Source organism: Acaryochloris thomasi RCC1774 (assembly GCF_003231495.1).
Taxonomy (GTDB): domain Bacteria; phylum Cyanobacteriota; class Cyanobacteriia; order Thermosynechococcales; family Thermosynechococcaceae; genus RCC1774.
Genome location: NZ_PQWO01000009.1, coordinates 180,349 through 199,486 on the forward strand (window position 1 = coordinate 180,349; position 19,138 = coordinate 199,486).

The following is a 19,138-nucleotide window of genomic DNA, read 5'->3' on the forward strand; positions in this document are numbered from 1 at the left end:
AGAACCTGTGGATGAAGTAGGGCATGTTTTTCTGGGTTTGCTAGACCTAGCGCAAAAGCTGGAGAGCCGTTAGTAAACCTGATACAAGCGTCAAAAGCAGCAGGATCCAGAGTACGTAACCCGGCAACATAGATAGAACCGCAAACCCACGGAGGATATAAATGGCTAAAGTGCCAGCGAAGAAGAAGCTGAACCACTTCAAGGCCCAGGCAGAATTGGCTCTACTCATGATTCTTCACAGCAGGGGGTAAGATTCTCTGATAGCAAGGATTTTGAGAGTTTGAGATGGTTAAGTTCTCTCATCTTATCGAGTCGTTGAGTCGGGGTTGCGATCGCACTTAGCTTAGCTCACTCGGGGCAAAGTTTCTTCAACTTTTTTATGCGGCCCACCATCTGCAAACTCTAACTCACAATCCCCCTTTCGTGAGTTAGGGTTATCTTTCTACCAATAAGCTCCACGATCGCATACGCGAGAAAGATTTCCTGGTGTTTCCGTTGATAGAGGTCTCACCCAGTCACTATTATAGAGATTTTGATAACGTGGCCACTTGTCCCATCGTGTGCCTCGAATGCCAAATAAAATCTGAACGGCTCCTCCAAGATGTATAGCTTTCTTGCCAATGTTTTTAACAAATGATGCTAAGGGCAGTCCGTAAGCACCAGCGCCAATAATTGCAATATCAAAATCTATGTTAGAAATTTTTTCACACATCCAGTCTAATGCTTCAAACCAACTTTCAAAGTCTTCGTGATGACCATTGACTGACTGAATAGCCTTCAATGTTAGGAGTTCAAAGTCAGGAAGTACCCGTGGATCTTCAAACAGCAACTCACGCTTGAGATATTGCTGTTGAATACTCTTATCAAAGGGATGTATGACCAATACTTTCTTATTCTCTAATGCCATAGACCAAGGATTGTTATGATGATAAGGTTCTAAATCAATTAAAGGAACAGCCTTAGCCTGTTTCAAAAATGACGTCAAGCAAGATTCTCCATCTAACCATGACCCAAGGATATTGATATCTTGGATATCCGACAGCATTCTCTTACAGAATTTGTCTAACATCACCTCATTTGATGGGAAAAAGCCTGAGTTAACCTGCATCTTATCTTTAATGAAATCATTCCACCAAAAATATCCTATGTCACCCCTAATATATTTTATTGTTTTTGAGTATATATTCGGATTTTCTTGCATATTTCTATAAATCAAGATCGCTCTTAGCTCAGTTCGACCTAAGCGAGAAATCATGCAAGGAGAACTATTAGTAAGCTGGTCTTTTATTAAACTGCCTGCTTCTTGATCTTGAGAATTAATCGTTAGTGGAGTGCCATCCTTAGGGACAAAAAAATCCCACTCATTTTCCCGCGAAGGACTAAATAAATTAATTCTTTTATAAATTCTTCTTGTTTTGTTTAGGATCAGTTCAGTTGTTTTATCCATATTTCTTGAGATTCAAATTGATATTTCTAGATTGAACTGGATGTTGCAAGAGATTCAAATATAGCCAAGTAAAGGACATAAAAATGGAAATACTCCTACTCAGTAATTCCATTTTATTTTGGACTTTGCCGGTCAAATCAAATAGCCCTGAGCAAAAATCTTCTCTATTCCCCCCCCCCAGAGGACTACAACCTCAACGAACCTTTGACAGCATTACAAGGCTTTTATTAATTCGCTGTTCTCATGATTCTTTAGTTTACGAGTGATCACGCTTACAACCACAGCTCATTGCACAGAAAGCAGAGCGCTGCACTGCCCAGGGGAACACTCAGGTTATCGACACCAAATTTCGAAATTGATTCTAGGGCGGTAGCGGCAACTGCGACCAGAAGTGCACTAACCCATATCTGCCAGCTATTACCCTGGGTAAAAAGCAAAATCAAGACCACAATGGCACCACTCACGCCCGCCATCGTCAACGAACCTTCCCAGCTCTTATTCATGCCCCAAAGCTGATACGGATGCCTTCCCCATCGCTGACCCACAATGGCCGCAAGGCCATCTCCCCAAGTCATGATTAAGATGCCGATGGCCGCATATTGGGGCAAGGCCAGGGGCCAAAACCAGCCCACCAATAACCCGATACTAACGGCATAGAAAAATGTACCCAGGCTCTTACGTCCCGTACCGCTGGTGCTAGACAAAATTGGATATCGGTAAGATAGCAGCATCACAAGGCTGAAAAAGACAGAAGCTGTTAGCCCAATCCAGGTCGGAAACTGGAACCACCAAGCCAGTAAAACAACGTTGCCGACGCCAATGTGGACAACTTTACGATTCACTTCTGGGTCCGTTTTACCCTGATGCTTCAGGTATTCTGCAAGTCCAAAAACACCTACAACCCAGGCCCCCGCCAGTGCGAGCTGAAGATAAAACTGAAGTGGAGCAATAAGCCAATCCATACAGCAGAACGTTGCGAATGTCGTTGATGTCGCTCCTGCTCAGGCAGCAAGCCGTTCAGAAACCCACGCATCTTACTGTAGTTGATTGCGGTTTCATCTGAACAGAGACAGAGAAACGCCTCATGCCTGACTTCGCGGAGGTTTTTACTTTTGCGAATTGTGAGAGAGAGCCAACGATGAAACAGCCCGACTCAACAGCCCGACTCAACAGCCTCAGACTTGGGCGTACTCTCCGGTCAGCTTAGTCAGCTGCTGTACCAAAAGACTGAGGAATAGGCCAACATCGGTGACAACGCCGATCGACTCAATGGAACCGCGATCGCTGAGCTTTGTTACCACCGCTGGATTAATATCCACACAGACCATCTTCACGCCCGCAGGCGTCATGTTGCCCACACCAATAGAATGCAGCATCGTTGACAGCATCAAAATCAGGTCTGCGCCTTCAATCAGGCGCGCATAGTCGGCCTGAGCCTCCAGTAAGTCCATCTTGGTATCCGGCAGGGGGCCATCATCTCGGATCGACCCAGCCAGAGAGAAGGGAACGTTGTGCTTGACGCATTCGTACATCACGCCGCTGCGTAAGGTGCCCTGCTCCACCGCGTTAGCAATACTGCCGCAGCGACGAATGGCGTTAATCGCCTTGAGGTGATGACGGTGCCCGCCATGAACGGAGACGCCCCGCTTCATATCCATCCCCAGGGAGGTGCCCATCATGGATTGCTCGATGTCGTGAACGGCGATCGCATTTCCCCCCAGAAGCGCATGAACATACCCCTCTCGAATCAGCCTGTTGAGATGCTCACTACCGCCGGTATGGATGACCACCGGCCCCGCCGTCACCACGACTTTGCCGCCCTGATCTCGAATCCGGCGCAAGTCCCAGGCAATTTGTTCGACGACTAATTCCACGCGACGCTCACTGGAAACGCCAGCGCCCATGAAGCCAAATTCTTCCGATGCGCCTTTTTTGAGCGTTGTCGCTGTGCGCTTGGTGCGAATGCCCTCACTGCCGACCACAACTGATTCGCCGACCTGTAAATCTCTCAGTAGCTTGCAGCGGGCAGCGATACCACTGTTAGTTTGAGTGATTGCGATCGCACCATCCATCCGCTGACCTTGAACCCTGATCCATTGCCCCTCGATCAAGACTTCGGTGGGATAGATCGCCGTCACATAGAAATCATCCGGCGCAACGCCCGCCTGAACAACGGCCTCTAGCTCAGCATCAACCGCTTCTTCCGTGACGCTCACCGCACCGAGGTCCACTAACTGCCCCATAATGTCGGCAATGACGTCCGTATCCGGGGCTGAAACCTTGACTTCTGCAGTCGAAATATCCTGACGCTGTTCGCCCAGATCAAAATTTAGAACCTGGAAACTGCCGCCCCCCGCCACAATCGTATCCAGCGCTCGATTGACTAGACCCGTATCGAGTAAATGGCCTTCAAGATGAACAATACGACTTTGAATCGTGGAAGCCTGGGGCGAAGCGTGGCGCGGCTCTGTGGTCCTTAGAGTCAGACATTTGGCAGCCCCACCCGCCTTCAGAAATTCTGTGAGGGGCGTTTCAACCACGGTAAAGCCACAATCGCCGAGGCTTTGCTTGAGGCGATCGCTAACGTGGTTCATCACCACCACGCGATCAATATTTACGGCGTTACAGGCAAAGGTAACGGCATCTACCTCCTCAACCGCAATTCGCTTCTCAGCCGGGACACGCCGCTCAATCAAGTGATTGGAGTAGGTGTCAAAAGCTGGCGGATAGTAGAGCAGATACCCGTCCGTAAGCGGACAAAAGCAGGTATCTAGGTGGTAGAAGCGCCGGTCGACTAACCGCAGGGACAGCACTTCTACATCTAACCACTGGGCCAAATAAGGGTGGGAGTCCAGTTCAGAGCGAAACCCGTAGCCCGCCCATAGCCAGCCTCCGGCCCGATCGAGCAGCGCATCTCCGGCTCCTTCAAAGGGCAGGCTTTTGGGCAACGTATGCACGGTGTAGCCCTGATCTGTAAACCACTGTTGGAAATAGGGTTCTTCACCCTGCCGTTCAGGATGGAAAAAACGACTGAGCACGACGGTGTTGTCTAGAACCAGCCCTGCATTAGCGGTAAAAACCATATCTGGCCACCCCGGTTGAGGCTCCACTAGATCAACCGTCGCGTAGGTTTTCAAGACCCGATGCAGCTCATCCCACTGCAGTTCAGCACGGTCCCGCGACGAACGATGGATATTGCCCTCCATCCAAGGGTTGATCACGTAATCGACATCATAATGATGCGGGGCACACATCAAAATTCGTACTGAATCGGTCATGGTTCACTCATTGAAAAATTTTTCTAGACTGAAAGCAACGGAGCGCTTCCCTTCATAAAAGGCCTCATTAATAGTAGCGATTCGTGCTCTGCTCGAATACGTCGAATCGCTGAATTTTCCCTTCTAAAGTCAAAAGTCTATGACTTTAGAAGGGATGACGATCTAAGTTGAGGGATAGGACAAGTGTTGTTGCCTAACTTTTTGCACTGGGCTGAGGTTTGTTAACGTTCGCTTCGCCCACCAGATAGGCAATGGAGTATGGATTATCAACCTTTGTCGAAGCTTTTCTGATCTCTACGCCCACAACGGTACCGTCTTCGTCATAGTCTAAGACCAAGCCTGGTGCGATTTGCGTCGTTTCCTCAATGACGGTTGTAATAAAGGCAATTTGTAAAATATCTTTGTCTGGGTCGTAAACAACTTTCATGCAATATGATGTCCTTCATCTTGATAACGCACTGTTCGCCAACATGAACGGGGCAGAGTCGAAGCTCTGGAAACAGCCCATGTTTGATAACCCCAATTACAAACAATGAGCATAAATCATACGGATAGACCGGATCAATCAACTGCATCATCCATCACATAAAGGAAGTCTCTCGCGTTTGCTTCCAGCAGGATCCTTCAACCCCTGCGGGGACAGATTTGTATTGACAGCGGAGGCTATAGTATTGAGTGATCCTGAGTCTAGTTAATTTATGTCGAAGCCTGAATGCATGTCTCCCGATGCTTCACTGCAGCATTCTACCGTTCGTCCCATCGGTGTATATGCCCTCACAGGACTGACGACGGATGGCGATCGCATCTTGGCCGTTGATACCGTTCGGGGCTACCTGCTCTCTATTGATCCACTCACGAATAACACCATTATCCTGAACCCTCATCAGGTTTCAGACTGGCTCGATGTCACGGGATTAACCCTGCACCAGGATACGTTCTGGTTTGCGAAGGATCAGGAGGTGTTTTGTTGCGATAGCCAAGGGCTGCTCGGAGACCATCGCGCGCCCCTAGAACAAAGGCATTTTGCTCACCTACCGTATCCTGTCGCCGGGGTGGCCGTGGGGCCGTCAGCGATCTATGTGAGCTGTCAAAAGTCTGGCTATATCCATGTTTTTGACCCCGCCACCGGCAAACCGTTAGATAAATTTCCTCAGCCCGGTGTGGGTTCTGAAACATTGACGGTGGCGGATGAACGGCTGTGGGTTTGCGATCGCGATGAGCAAACGGTTTATTGCCTCGATCCCGCCACTGGAGCCATTCAGTACAGCGCTCTAACCCCCTTCAGCTCCCCTACAGGAATCGCATTTTATACACCGAAGAATCAAGTGCCCATTTGCTATGTGGTGTACACCGATGAAGAACCCTATATACGGGATGATCCCAATGCCGAATCGCCCTATCAGCTGACCTTTCGCGATCGCACCTTTATCCATCCCCTGTGTCTCCACCACAACCCAACAGAACATTACACACTCTCCAATGGTTACTTGGTAGAGCTGTCCTACGTCGAAGAACTGCTCTCCATCGAAGACGTAACCCTCAATAACGTTGAGTGGCGCATTGCCCTACCTTCTGAGACACAGCGTCAGCGCATCCGCCATATCGAGCCAATCGGCCATCCGTTCACAATCGAAGAACAGAATGGGCAAAAGGTGGCCGTTTTCAAATTCGACCAGATCAAGCCCGATCAAGGCGGTCTTTTGGGCTGGAAAGCCACTGTTGAAATGTATAGCCTCAAGTATTCTCTAACCCCCGACGATATCGACTCGAATCTGACACTTGCTCCCGAGCTGCAAGCGCAATATTTGGTCGATGACGATGATCTGGCAATGGATACGTTCACTATTCAGGCCGCTGCGAAAGAGGCCGCAGGCACAGAAACAAACGTGCTACGGAAGATGCTCAAAATCCGCAACTACGTCTACGATCGTCTTTCCTACGGCATCCGGCCCAAAATTGATACGCCTGATGTGGCCTTGGAGCGGGGCATTGGCTCCTGCGGCGAATACGTCGGGGTCTTGCTCGCCCTAGCTCGCCTGAACGGAATTGCCTGTCGCACCATTGGCCGCTACAAATGTCCTCAACATCCTGAATATCGCCATCTGCCCTTAGAGCCAGACTTTAACCATGTGTGGCTAGAGTTTTATGTTCCTGGGATTGGCTGGCTACCGATGGAATCCAATGTCGATGACGTCATCGATCGCGGCCCGTACCCTGAGCGTTTCTTCATGGGCCTATCCTGGTATCACACTGAACTGGGCAAAGGTATCCCCTTTGCAAAAATGAAGGCTGACAACAAGCCAGAAGGTCTTTCCATGGGAGACTTAGCCATCAATCATATTCGCTTTAGGATTTTAGATGAGCTAATTCCTCAGCCTGTTGGCACAGACTCGGGAGTTGAGAGTCGTTGAAAAGTCAATCAGAGAGGACAGAAATCTAGATTGCTTTCTATGAAAAATGCTGCTGCTGGCACAATACACTTGGGCAAAATTTACTGTCGAAAGAATAGATCTTCAACTCCCCTAGAAGGGAAGGTTTTGGGGCAAGATGTAGCAGACGGGAGGTTGACCCTACAACCTTTTGGGGCCAAAGCATCCAAACACTCTGTAAGTAGCGAGGCAGAATCAAGTTAAAGATCAGATATTAGCAAATGCTCTACATGGCCCTCACCCCCAGCCCCTCTCCCAATGTTGGGAGAGGGGAGAAAGATCCCCTCGCTATCTGCCTTTCTCCCCCTTCGCCCAGTATTGGGAGAGGGCGGCTGGGGGGGGTGAGGGCCAATGCAACGATATTGAATTTAATCAGGAATCTTCAAGTCAATTAAGCCTATCTACTTACTCACTTAGTTCTTTACTAAATAAGCAATGTCAAATTCTTATTCCTTGATGATTCATGGTGGTTCAGGTTCTTTGGAGGATCTGAAATACGAGGCAGGCGAAGCCGAGTTCAGGGAGAGCATCAACACAATTCTAGAGAAGGGCCGTCATCGCCTAGAACAAGGAGATAGCGCCCTAGATGTGGTGGAGTACTGCGTAACGCTTTTAGAGAATGATCGACTTTATAACGCAGGGCGAGGATCTGTTCTCAATGCCAAGGGAAAAGTAGAAATGGATGCCGCGATCATGAGCGGGAGAGATCTAGGGGCAGGGGCAGTAGCCTGCGTTGAGCAGGTTAAAAACCCGATCGCTGTGGCGCGTCGCGTGCTGGAGAAAGGAGAGCATGTCCTGCTGATGGGGTATGGAGCATTAGAATTTGCAAAATTGTGCCAGCTCGAAACCTGCCCTGAGGATTATTTCATTACTGAAAACCGGATTCAGCAGTTAGCAGAGGCACAGGCTGCAGGGCGAATTACGTTAGACCATGAGCGCGTCAAGCCACACTCCGAAAAACTAGGAACAGTGGGAGCTGTTGCCCGCGATCTGCAAGGTGATCTTGCAGCGGCAACTTCTACGGGGGGATTGGTGAACAATCACTGGGGCCGAGTCGGGGATACGCCAGTCGTTGGGGCGGGCGTATATGCCGACAACCAAAGCTGTGCAGTCTCGGCAACTGGCTATGGAGAGGAGTTCTTGCGCACGGTGTTAGCGAAAACAATTTCTGTGTTTGTTGAATTTAAGGGCATGGATGCTGAGGCGGCAGCGAAGGCCGGGGTTGATTATCTAGTCAGGCGCGTGCAGGGAGAGGGTGGAGTGATTGTTATTGATACTGCGGGGCGTTGTGCTGCAGCTCAGTCAACGTCGGGCCTGATTTGCGGCTGGATTGAGATGGGGGGAGAAGCACACTGCACCTTAGGTTAAACGTATTAGCAAGCTTACAAACTTGAGACTATATTTTGAATCACCCATAGCTGCCTTGTCATCCCTAAAGCATTTCTAGGGATGGCCTGACTGTCGTGCGAGTGTTACATCTTTTGGGCCATTTCTGACAAAAGCCCACGAGTTCAATACTGTGTCTGCTAAGGCTCAGAGCACAATCTAAATCAGCTCTGGATCAGACATGATTTCTACTAAGGCAGGCCCTTGGTGCGTTAGCGCTTGAGCGATTGCGTCATCAAGTTCGTTCTGCTGTGTAACTCGGATACCGAACCCACCGCAATTCTGAGCATATTTAGAAAAATCAGGATTGTGCAATGAGGTTTGCCAGACATCCCATTCGCCTGCCCGCTGCTCTTTAGAGATTTTACCCAACTGATCGTTATGGAGCAGGATATGGGTAATGTTCATCTGGTATTTTACGGCTGTTGTAAATTCAGCCAAATATTGACCAAAGCCTCCATCTCCTGAGACTGAGATAATGCGGCGCTCATGGCCTGCGGCGGCCCAAGCTCCCATCGCAGCAGGGAAGGCAAATCCGATGGAGCCAAGGTAGCCCGACATTAAAACGGACTGGGCCTGACATTCAAAGTAGCGACCAAAGGAGTAGGTGTTGTTACCCACATCTACGGCAATCACGGCATCGGCAGAGACTTGGCGGGTCATGGCAGCAAAGATAGAGGCTGAGTTTAACCCTTGGCCTCGATCATCGGCTTCGCGACGAGCTTTTTCAGTTCGCCAAATGGTCCAGTGGTCTTGAATTTGCGATCGCACATCCTCTGTATCCACCTGCCCTGTAAGCGCTGTATTCAACTGCTCCACCACAACGCTGATTTCGCCCCAAACCGGCACCTCGACGGGATGGAATTTCCCTAGCGCCAGCGGGTCAAAATCCACTTGGATAATCGGCTTACCAGGATAAATTCCGGTGTGATTAGAAAACGAGGCTCCTAACACCAGCAACACATCAGCCTCATTCATGAACCAACTGGCAATGGGGGTGCCACTGCGTCCCAAGACTCCGCAGCCGAGGGGGTGACGGTCCGAGATCTGTCCTTTCCCCTTAAAGGTCGTGAGAATAGGCGCTCCCAATAGTTCTGCAAGTTCCGTAATAGCAGGCATATGGAAACGGGCACCATGCCCAACAATGATCACCGGGCGGCGGGATTGCTTGAGGCGATCAATAGCCTCAAGCAACGACTCAGGCGGCGGCGCAATCTGTAAGGGTGTCATCCGTCCGGCGGGGTTAGAAGCAGGTACATCCACCGCAGGCTGCATCTGAACTTCATCAGGAAAAATCAGGTGAGAGACATTTCGCTCTAATAGGGCATGTTTGACGGCTAGGGTCATTAACTCAGCGTGTTGGCTGTGGCTGAGCACCGTTTGGCTCCAAGCAGCTACGCCACTGAAGGCGGCCTGTAAATCACACTCTTGAAAATTGCCTGTGCCCAAAACCTGAGAATTGACCTGTCCCGTCAAGGCTAAAATCGGAGCGCGATCGACTTTTGCATCCCACATGCCCGTGAGTAGGTTTGTTGCACCCGGTCCGGCAATAGTTAAGCAGGCCGCAGGTTTACCTGTCAGCTTTGCGTAGGCTGAGGCGGCGAAGGCAGCAGCTCCTTCATGGCGAATGCCGATATAGGTGAGCTTACCTTGTACCTCTTGACGGCGGAGTGCGTCTGCGAGGCCTAAATTAGAATGACCCACCATGCCGAAGACATGGGTGATACCCCAGTTCACCATCGTTTCCGCCATCACATCACTCACGGTGCGGGTGTGGGGTTGTTCAACGGGTAAGCCGACGTATATGCCATCCGCACGCACCTCTACTGGAAAGGTTGCGAGGGCATCATCAACGTCCAAAGCGTCGGGGGACTTGCCGGTTAGCGGGCAGTAGTCCCACCCGTGCCAAGGGCAGCGTAGGAGACCGTTTTCAATGGAGCCCTCACCGAGGGGACCGCCTTGGTGGGGACAGCGATTATCGAGGGCACCATATTGGCCTTTGTAATGGGTTAAGGCAAGGCTTTTATGGCCCGCCACTACAGTTTTGACACGGCTCTCAGGTAATTCGTCCAAACCTAGAACGCGGTACCACTGGGTTGTTATCTCCGGCATAGTCTCTCTCCTCAATCAAAATTTAGATTAGCAATAGCAAGCCGGTATAGAGCGCAATCCCACCGATAAAAGATCCGAAGCAGCTCTTCTTTTCGTCCGGCAATTCTCGCGCCAATATGTTGAGAATGAGGCTCCCGGCCAAAAAGGACCAGACAATCGAAACGGCTGCTTCATCAAAGCGAGTGGCTTGACCTGCGATCGCACCTACCATAATTGCAGCTGTTAAGAGCCAGCGACCTAGTTTGTCATAGGGCTTTTTGTGGTGCTCCCGCAAGCTGTGATCAATGATGAAAAAGTGCAGAGCCACCGCGATGAAATACAGAGCGCACTGCAGCAAGGTGTGGTCAGCGATATCTTGGAGCAGGTAACCGAAAATGATGTTCAGTACCGCAAAGGCTGAGATATGAATCCAAAATACAGCGGGGCTGGTAGTATCAACATCGTTTTCAAAGCGATTTTGCCGTCGAGAAGTGAGGGCCAGAATATCTAGGCCGTAAAACACAAGCAGTCCAAGGAGGGCCAAGATATAAACGTGATTTTCTAGGTAGGCCACGAAGGGCAAGGCGGAATGTTCTAGCTCTTCCTGGGCATGACTGAGTTCTGGAAAGATTTCTAGAAAGACATAGCCAATGGAAACGCCGCCGGCAAAGGACATCCAGCGATGTTCAGGGATAACGTTGACAACATTCAGTTTCGAGATGAAGGCATGCATCAACGCTAAGCCAATCGCTAAATAAAGACCGGGGCCTTCCATGATGCATTGCCTCTAGATTTTGATCGGATGTTGATCGTGCTTTCACGAATTTACTGGAGAGTGTTGACGATTCAGCACTTTCCCCACAAGACTTATGCTCTGCAATCAACGAATTGCTAGAGCCTTTGGCTTTTGATGTGCTCAGCCACTCTTAGGGTTTGGGCAATGATGGTGAGTGTAGGATTAACAGCACCTGCAGAGACAAAAAAGCTGCCATCTGTGACAAAGACATTATCTAGTTCATGGGGTTTACAGTAAGGATCCAAGACAGACTGACTCGCATCTGTTCCCATTTTCATCGTGCCCATCGTGTGTCCGAGTGGGACGCCCACCATGCTGCCTAAGTACAAATCAACATTGTGAGTGCCGGGGTGACAACCAATGCAGTCCAGGAAGTCAGTGAGTCGTTTTTTGAGCTGAGTCGCAGGTTCTACATTATTGGCTTGGTAGTCAAAGACCACCTGACCTGAGCTGTCGTAAGAGATCCCGTTTTCGATTCGGGGCAAATCTTCACTTTGGAGCCAAAAGTCTAAAGAGTGGGACGCCATTTCGGCATGGGTCATCCCATTTAGGGGTTCTGGAGACTCTAATTTCATTAGGGCTTCGTTAAAGTTACCCAGCATTTGAATCAGGCCCATTGGATATTTAAATTCGTCATCCCCCCAGTAGTAATCGGCCAGGGCTAGCGTTTTTTCAAAGGTGGCATCATTGGGTGTTTTGCTAATGGCGATCAACGTCGCGTTGTTGTGTCCCATAAAGTTGCGCCCCACTAGGCCCGTGGCGTTGGCGAGACCGTTGGGGTGTTTGGGATGTTGCGATCGCAAAAACAAAAGTGCCGACCCCAAAGCTCCCGCCGCCACAATCACTAGGTCTGCCTTATATTCAATCGTTTCCCCCGCCTCAGTTTTCACCACCACTGTCTCCACCTTTCGACCAGAGGCATCGACTTCAAGACGCTCCACAGGGCTATTGGTTTTCAGAGTCACGTTGTCGTGCTGCAGCGCAGGGCGAATCCCGACAATGTGAGAGTCTGCCTTGATCTCATAGGGATCAGGGTAGCCATCAAATTGCGGCCATAAATCTAAGCTACTGGTGGCTCCATCTTCTCCGTCATGGCCCATTCGCATTCCCATCGGAATGGGGAACGGATGCAGTCCCTTGTTCGCTAAATCATCATTGAGTCGCTGAATGCGAGGCTCATGCTGCAGCGGTTCATAGGGATAGGGAGAACTGCGCTTCGGTTCAGTGGGATCGGCTCCGTCTTCACCGTGAACGTAATACCATTTTTCACTGATCGCGTAGTAAGGCTCTAGATCTGTGTAGGAGATGGGCCAAGCTGGGGAAATGCCGTCATGGTGTTCAACTTCTTCAAAGTCTTTTTCCCGCAGACGGAAGAGGGCTGATCCGTAGAACTTGGTATTGCCGCCCACGTAGTAGTGGGGGTGGCTAGGGCGGAAGGGTTCCCCCTCGTGATACCAGGTAACGTCGGGAGTGTATCGCTTTTCCACCCAGTTCACATGAGGGTCAAAGTTGTCCATCTCACGAGGGATAAAACCTCCTTTTTCTAGAATTAAAATACTTTTTCCGGTAGGAGCTAGCGCTCTAGCCATTGTGCCGCCGCCTGCGCCCGTGCCAATGATGATGATGTCGTATTGGTTATCCATTGCGTGTTTTCTAATTGTTTAGTGATCTCGAGCCGTCAGGGGAATGCGATAGCGATCTCCGAAAGGAGGCAGATAATCAAGCTGCAGCGTTTTCCAGGCATAGGCTCCTGCAGGAATACCGATATCCGCCAGAGTGAGTTCTCCTGTTCTCTCAGGCAAAAGACCTGTTTTCGGTAGGGCCAGCGTCATCGTCCCCTGGGCATGAATAAAGGCTCCCGGCGTGTCTCCAGTCGTAGAATCAACCCCAGAAGGGATATCAAGCGATAAAATGGACGCATCTAAACGATTGGCCCACTCAATTAAATCTAAAGCATTACCTCGGGGAGCCGCTCGGAGACTGTAGCCAATCAAGGCATCAAGAATTAGATCGATCGGTTCATCAGTCGCGAGAAGATCCTCAATGGCAATCTCTTGACCATTTGTGGCTTGAAAAATCCGTCGCTGCCAAGCAGGAACTTCTTTGAGCCGCTCAACGGAGGATAGACACAGCTTTACGTTGGCTCCTCGGTTGGCTAAATGTCTGGCGGCACAAATGCCACCGCCCCCATTGCCACCGCTTCCAGCCAAGACAATGATGTTGGCCTGCTGCCACTGGCCGTTGAGAGTTGAGATCGCCTGCAGCGCTAAATTGCGTCCTGCATTTTCCATCATCTGAAATAGATTGGGGCCAGTCTCCTCTGTTGCCACACGGTCGACTTCAATCATTTGCTCCGCCGTCACCGAAGGTATTTCCAGGCCCGTATCTGTAAAGAATTTCAGTTCCATTACTCAGAATATGTGCCGTTTTTTCAATCGTTACCACTTGTGACAGCAGAACTAGCTTAGTAATTTACAGTAGGGTAAACCACTGTCAGATCATCATTTTCCCAATGAGTATCGGCATTGGCTTTACGAGTTTGCCCCTCCGCCTCCCATTGAGGTTTCGTGTCGCCTAGCCGACCGTTATAAAAAAGGTACAGCTTGTCATTTTCGACAATGTAACTCTTGGGATCAACGGGAAAGGTTTTGCCTTCTGAAACCGCTACAGCACAAAAACCACCGTACTGCGGGGCATATTGCGAAGGTGCAGCATCAAATGTTGTCTTATTAGCTTGGCTACTGAAGTAGTAAATTGCACCGTTATGCGTTGAGGAGATTTCGGTGCTTCCCTCAACGGGTTGATTCTCGAAGTAAGAAACAGGGTCATATCCTTGAATTGCAACCCCTGTTTCATTGAGATTTTGCAAGTGTGCCATAAGTAGTACCCTTTCGATGACTAGTGCTAATTGAGCTGAATTTTGTGCACAGATACCATGCCTCTAGAGCATATTGAGCTAAAGAAGAGGATTACAGAGTATCGATGTATTGAGCTAAAATTTAGCCTCGGCTAAAGGAACACCAAATTTCTCACACCAAATTGTGAGTTCATCGTAGTTGCCTACATCTAGAGTTGCAGGCAAACGATAAATTTGCTTGCCGCTGTCAAGGTTAAGTCCTGAGAACGTACTAGCACTCGCAAACGAATCATTGTTTGAAAAGCCCAGGCGAGGGTCAGGGGCGCCATCAAATGAGAAGTCCTCGCCCAATATTAGATAGTAGATATCACCTTGTTTGACAATCTCAACTTTGCCGCTGACGGTATGATCGTTTTCCCCAGTGAAACTGGAGGATTGAATCAAACTTGCTCCTTCCAAGACATCAGCCGCTTGAATAACGGTTGGCGAGAAAGCAAGGATTGTACCGGCTAAAAGTAATGATTTAAGCATATCTAAATTTTCCTCTCTCTATGGAGTTTTGGATTGCATTTTTTGAAAAACGATATCTTGCACTAGTGGTGTAGTTATCGTGATGGAGTTTTACTTTCTCAGCTACTAATGGCTTAAAGAAAGTCAGCGCATCTTTGTGGTTGCCAGCATGAGGTACCTGCAATTCATACATGCAATAACAGCATTATCTATACAGAAGATTAGAAAATTAATTTAATCTGAGCTTGAGGTGAAGAATTCTTAGGATTTATTTATGAGTGGGATGTACAAATGATGATTCTTAGTTAGTCTCTTGATTTATTGGCCACTCATCGAGGAGTATTGAGTGGCTACAGTAGCACGAGGGAGCATGTCGCCTTTTTGAGAGGAAAATGTCTCTTATACTCATGCTGCGGCGGATTTTGTGGTCTTGACGGGTATCAAAGTCAGCTCAGAAACGTAGCAACGTTTGGTTCATCGACAAATCTTCGGTCCATCGCCTGAGGAGAAAGAGGTCACACAGCTTAGATGGCGGCAATATTCGTCTCCTTACTCCCAGGGGGCGACCGTGCCAGTAGCGCAGTTACAAGGCCATTTGGAAACGGTGATGGGGTTGGCCTTGCTGACTATCGAGACAAGGTCAGATTCATACAGAACAAGTCAAGGGTGTGAAGAAAGCAGATGCCATAGGACAGCTCTCTTTTTTCAATGAACTCTTCGGAGGGGCGGCTTAGGACCTAAACTGGTCAGGGGATTCTTCCACCTAGACGGATGATTTGCGACACAGCCCTAATTCTCAATCAACCGTTTTTGATAGTCTTGGACCGTCAGTTTCTGCTCAATATCGGCTCTGACCCGAACGACGCGCTTATGAATCTTGCTCAGGCGATGGACAAAGCGAGTTTTCACGTCAGGATTGAGCTTCCTATTAGTGTAAACAGGTGTTCCATTTTTGAGATGAACATCAACGCCTCTGTTCGTCTGTTGAAAAATAAACACTTCGCCTTCAAATCGTCCGTTTTTACCCAGTATATTGATCACATCTTTCAGCGCAGGATCGAGAGTGTTGGAATCAACTGATGGCACGGTTTTCTCAGGCTTCTCTCGGGCGATCGCACCTAATTCTCTGCCCATTTCGAAGGTCATCTTGGCTGCGATGCGAGTAAAGACAAATGAGATCGCAACTACTGTCCCTCCAATATCAAGAACCTGTTCAGCAACCTGCTTCGCAACGGGTGCTTTTTCTTTAGTCCAGCGCCTGATCTTGACCTCTTGCTGAGCCTCCCACGCTTTGATATCGTGCTGCTTAATAGCCTCAGACAACGCAGCCAATTCCTGACGTGCTCGTTCAGCCGTCTTCTCCGCCGCACTGACTTCAGACTGTATTGTCTCGATCTGAGTGCGGATCAGACTGCTCTTCTTCTGCTCCAAATTTGTTTGCGCTTCTGGAGAATCGAGTTCTTCAGACACAGCGAGAGCAGGAGCAACGGTCGTTCTTTCAGGCGCAGCAACAACTGCAGAGGCCTGGGAAATATAGTTCTGCAAAACAGTCTGTGGCTTAAGACCATTCTTGAATTGGACCCACAGATTCGTCGGATCATTTTGATCGGACAACTGTGAATCTTCTGTACTTAAGTCACTTTCAAGATCTAGATTTTCGTGAGCGATGGCAGATTCCTTTCTTTGTTGCTCCTTCTCAGAGACGATTTCAGTCCTAGACTCTGCATCTGATGCCCTCGGTTCTACCGCAAGAGAATCTGTGGCCGTGAAAGTCCCCCAGAATTTGAAGCCGTTGAGTTGTGTAGGCTTCTGCACTTGTACTAGGAGCTGTGGATTGGATGGGGCATACCGGAACGCTGGATACTCTTGACATAGCTCTCTAACTTGTTGCGCTGCCGACGCATCGCAAAGCAGCGGCAATGGCTCTTTAGACGTCGTTAGCACCACGTCTTTTAAGTTTATATATCGCTTAGGCACATTCGGCTGACTATCATCATCGAAAAAGTCCGCTGGCTCTGACGGTTTCTGATCGAAGCTGCGATAGGTCTGCAACGCTGCCCGGATCTGCTCTACTGTTACTCCTTGCACATAAGCAGTCAGGCTTGCGGCTAAGGCAGAGGCAATGGCAGCCGGCGAACAGCCACGGACTGTCAGCGGCAGATGTGCAACTTTTTCAATCCGCTTTACTTCGTCTTGCTGCAGAATCGAGAGGTAGCCCTGTTCATAGACGGCAGCGATTCCACCCTGCTGGAGATGAGATCGCAACACCAAATTCTCAGGATCCATCGAGAAGTAGGCAACCTGGCCCTGAACCTGCTCCGCCATCGTGACAACCCGCTCGTCATCAGCATTCAGCACAGCATAGCCATCTGCATGGACAGCGCCAGAAATCACAGATAGCGCTCTCGCCCTGTGGTCAAGCGTACAGGGACTTTGATCCGATGGCACATTCAGGACCACCCCCACATCACAGTGCGAGAAGCCTAGCCCCGATCGCAAAATGCTGCTGTGGGAAGTCTCCAAAACAGCCATATCCACCGTCGGATCTTGCAAAATTATCTGAGCGCTTTGAGCGTCGGTCGCACGGCCCTTTTTGACAGGATACTGACCAATAAAAGCACCATCTGCCGTTGTATAGCCCACAGAGTCCTTCACTTGACCTAAGATATGCGAGATCAGAGGCGTAGGCGTTTCTGAGCCCCCCGTTTCTGCCACCGCCACCACCGGAATCTGAGTCGGCGCGCCGGCTGGGAACAGCATGTCGAGAATTGGAGCTGCAACATTTCGGGCCACACCTTCGCTGGGGGCCATATGCATGCGCAGCCCAGGAGCCGCATTGACCTCCACAATCACGCCATCCACGTCTTTTAACGGCTGGGTAATATCGGTCGTAATCACATCTATGCCAACAATATCGAGATCGATGATCCGTGAAGCCCGCTCTGCCAGCCACAGCGTATCTGGATGGATCTCATCAGTCCGGTCAATTGCAGTCCCGCCCGTACTCAGATTGGCATTTGCCCGCAGGTAGCAAATTTGGTCCGGCTGTAAAACGGTATCAAGGGTAAACCCTTGACGGCTCAGCATTTCATCGGTAGCGTTATCGAGCTTTATTTTAGTGAGCGGCGTATCGTGGCCTTCGCCCCGACGAGCATCTTTATTCTCTAGTTCAACCAAGTCAAAAATTGTGCTTTGGCCATTACCAACGATATGGGCAGGGACCCGCTCGGCTACCGCGACAACCTTGTGATTAACAACTAAAATTCGATGATCTCGGCCCTGATAGAAATGCTCAACAATCACGCCATCAGAGATATCCTTAGCTCGGTCATAGGCAAACTCTGCCTGCCGCCAAGAGCGAATATCAATTGTGATCCCGCGACCTTGGTTCCCGTCTAGAGGCTTAACCACAATGGGATAGCCGCCCAGGTCATCAATGGCCTCTTCTAGATCGCGAAAGGCATAAATGACCTTCCCTAATGGAACGGGAGCGCCCATGCTCGTCAAAATTTCTTTGGTTCTTTCCTTATCACAGGCCAGCTCCACACCCAGAACGTTGCTGTGAGATGTTAGCGCTGCCTGAATCCGCTTCTGATGCTTGCCGGAACCAAACTGAAACAGATCACAGGTCTCTAGGTGTGTCCAGGGAATGCCTCGGTTTTCTGCTTCTTGAATCAATGCCTCAGTACTTGCTCCCTGAGCGGCTTCACTCCGTAAATTTCTCAGATCATCTAGATCTATTTGTAGTTCAGATTTGGGATAAACGCCCTTATCAAGGATACTTTGGCATAAACGCAGCGCAGCTCGGGTTGCATAGCGTCCGGCGTCTTCATTTTGGTACTCAATGGCAACCTGATAAGCGTCAGGAGAAGCTGTCTCGCAAGTACAGCCAAACGCCACTGGCATATCGGCCAATACCTGAAGTTCTAAAGCGACGTGCTTCAAAATATGCCCCATCATGGAGCCTTGTAGTTCCTGATCTAGAGATGCTCCTCGATATTCTGGGGCATAAAGTTTTTGTTTCAGGCTGGGTAAAGTCTGCGTGAGACCATCCAAAAAGCCTGGAAGAGTATTAGAGGGACCATCGGAAACATCCTCCAAATCCAGCAGCACAACGATGAGCTTTGAGCAGCTAACGCTCCAATAGTTTGGACCTCGAAGCGTCTGAGTTTGAAGGATTTTCATAGTGATAGATGAGTTTCTAATGATGCTACATAGGCCGTTCAAGCCTGGGCTTTGATAAACCGACAGGACTTCAATATAGGCTGAAAGATTTGAACCCTGAAGTTCACCGGGATACAAAACTCAACAATTATGTCGTTTTTATGACATCTTTATGAGTGA

At 49.4% G+C, this 19,138-nt stretch carries 14 protein-coding genes and 1 pseudogene; 3 read left to right on the forward strand and 12 right to left on the reverse strand.

The annotated features are described in order from the left end of the window. Window positions 1-46: 46 nt before the first annotated feature. The 5 genes from C1752_RS15290 to C1752_RS15310 form a co-directional block, all read right to left on the reverse strand. Window positions 47-229, reverse strand: coding sequence for a hypothetical protein (locus C1752_RS15290; protein WP_110986942.1), 183 nt, complete (start codon window positions 227-229; stop codon window positions 47-49). Window positions 230-442: 213 nt separating this feature from the next. Then, window positions 443-1,447, reverse strand: coding sequence for a hypothetical protein (locus tag C1752_RS15295; RefSeq protein ID WP_110986943.1), 1,005 nt, complete (start codon window positions 1,445-1,447; stop codon window positions 443-445). A 272-nt stretch (window positions 1,448-1,719) separates the two neighbouring features. Beyond that, window positions 1,720-2,409: a diacylglycerol/polyprenol kinase family protein gene (locus tag C1752_RS15300; protein ID WP_110986944.1), complete on the reverse strand. Its 690-nt coding sequence runs from the start codon at window positions 2,407-2,409 to the stop codon at window positions 1,720-1,722. A gap of 213 nt (window positions 2,410-2,622) precedes the next feature. After that, on the reverse strand, window positions 2,623-4,725 hold the full coding sequence (gene argZ, locus C1752_RS15305; RefSeq protein ID WP_110986945.1) for a bifunctional arginine dihydrolase/ornithine cyclodeaminase: 2,103 nt from the start codon (window positions 4,723-4,725) through the stop codon (window positions 2,623-2,625). A 193-nt stretch (window positions 4,726-4,918) separates the two neighbouring features. Next, window positions 4,919-5,152: a DUF2283 domain-containing protein gene (locus C1752_RS15310; RefSeq protein ID WP_110986946.1), complete on the reverse strand. Its 234-nt coding sequence runs from the start codon at window positions 5,150-5,152 to the stop codon at window positions 4,919-4,921. A gap of 271 nt (window positions 5,153-5,423) precedes the next feature. Between C1752_RS15310 and C1752_RS15315 the strand changes: the two genes are divergently transcribed. Then, entirely contained in the window at window positions 5,424-7,136 is a 1,713-nt protein-coding gene (locus C1752_RS15315) for a transglutaminase domain-containing protein (protein WP_110986947.1), read from the forward strand. Window positions 7,137-7,589: 453 nt separating this feature from the next. Beyond that, complete coding sequence (locus C1752_RS15320) at window positions 7,590-8,522, forward strand: isoaspartyl peptidase/L-asparaginase family protein (protein WP_110986948.1); 933 nt, start codon at window positions 7,590-7,592, stop codon at window positions 8,520-8,522. A gap of 177 nt (window positions 8,523-8,699) precedes the next feature. Here the strand turns inward: C1752_RS15320 and C1752_RS15325 are convergent, their stop codons facing one another. The 6 genes from C1752_RS15325 to C1752_RS15350 form a co-directional block, all read right to left on the reverse strand. Further along, window positions 8,700-10,652 carry a thiamine pyrophosphate-binding protein gene (locus C1752_RS15325; RefSeq protein ID WP_110986949.1) on the reverse strand — a complete coding sequence of 651 codons (1,953 nt, stop codon included), beginning with the start codon at window positions 10,650-10,652 and terminating at the stop codon, window positions 8,700-8,702. A 22-nt stretch (window positions 10,653-10,674) separates the two neighbouring features. After that, window positions 10,675-11,406, reverse strand: coding sequence for a hypothetical protein (locus tag C1752_RS15330; RefSeq protein WP_110986950.1), 732 nt, complete (start codon window positions 11,404-11,406; stop codon window positions 10,675-10,677). Window positions 11,407-11,522: 116 nt separating this feature from the next. Continuing rightward, window positions 11,523-13,070 carry a GMC oxidoreductase gene (locus C1752_RS15335; protein WP_110986951.1) on the reverse strand — a complete coding sequence of 516 codons (1,548 nt, stop codon included), beginning with the start codon at window positions 13,068-13,070 and terminating at the stop codon, window positions 11,523-11,525. A gap of 18 nt (window positions 13,071-13,088) precedes the next feature. Beyond that, entirely contained in the window at window positions 13,089-13,835 is a 747-nt protein-coding gene (locus C1752_RS15340; RefSeq protein ID WP_110986952.1) for an NAD(P)H-hydrate epimerase, read from the reverse strand. A 56-nt stretch (window positions 13,836-13,891) separates the two neighbouring features. Then, window positions 13,892-14,305, reverse strand: a complete 414-nt coding sequence (locus C1752_RS15345) for a YHS domain-containing (seleno)protein (protein WP_110986953.1) — start codon at window positions 14,303-14,305, stop codon at window positions 13,892-13,894. A gap of 114 nt (window positions 14,306-14,419) precedes the next feature. Then, on the reverse strand, window positions 14,420-14,815 hold the full coding sequence (locus C1752_RS15350; RefSeq protein ID WP_110986954.1) for a DM13 domain-containing protein: 396 nt from the start codon (window positions 14,813-14,815) through the stop codon (window positions 14,420-14,422). Between the two features lie 370 nt (window positions 14,816-15,185). Here C1752_RS15350 and C1752_RS29335 point away from each other — a divergent pair. After that, window positions 15,186-15,430: pseudogene (locus C1752_RS29335) on the forward strand (ISKra4 family transposase); the annotation flags it as partial. A 153-nt stretch (window positions 15,431-15,583) separates the two neighbouring features. On the opposite strand, the gene C1752_RS15355 reads toward C1752_RS29335, so the two are convergent. Further along, window positions 15,584-18,979, reverse strand: coding sequence for a cyanophycin synthetase family protein (locus tag C1752_RS15355; protein WP_110986955.1), 3,396 nt, complete (start codon window positions 18,977-18,979; stop codon window positions 15,584-15,586). Between the last annotated feature and the right edge of the window lie 159 nt (window positions 18,980-19,138).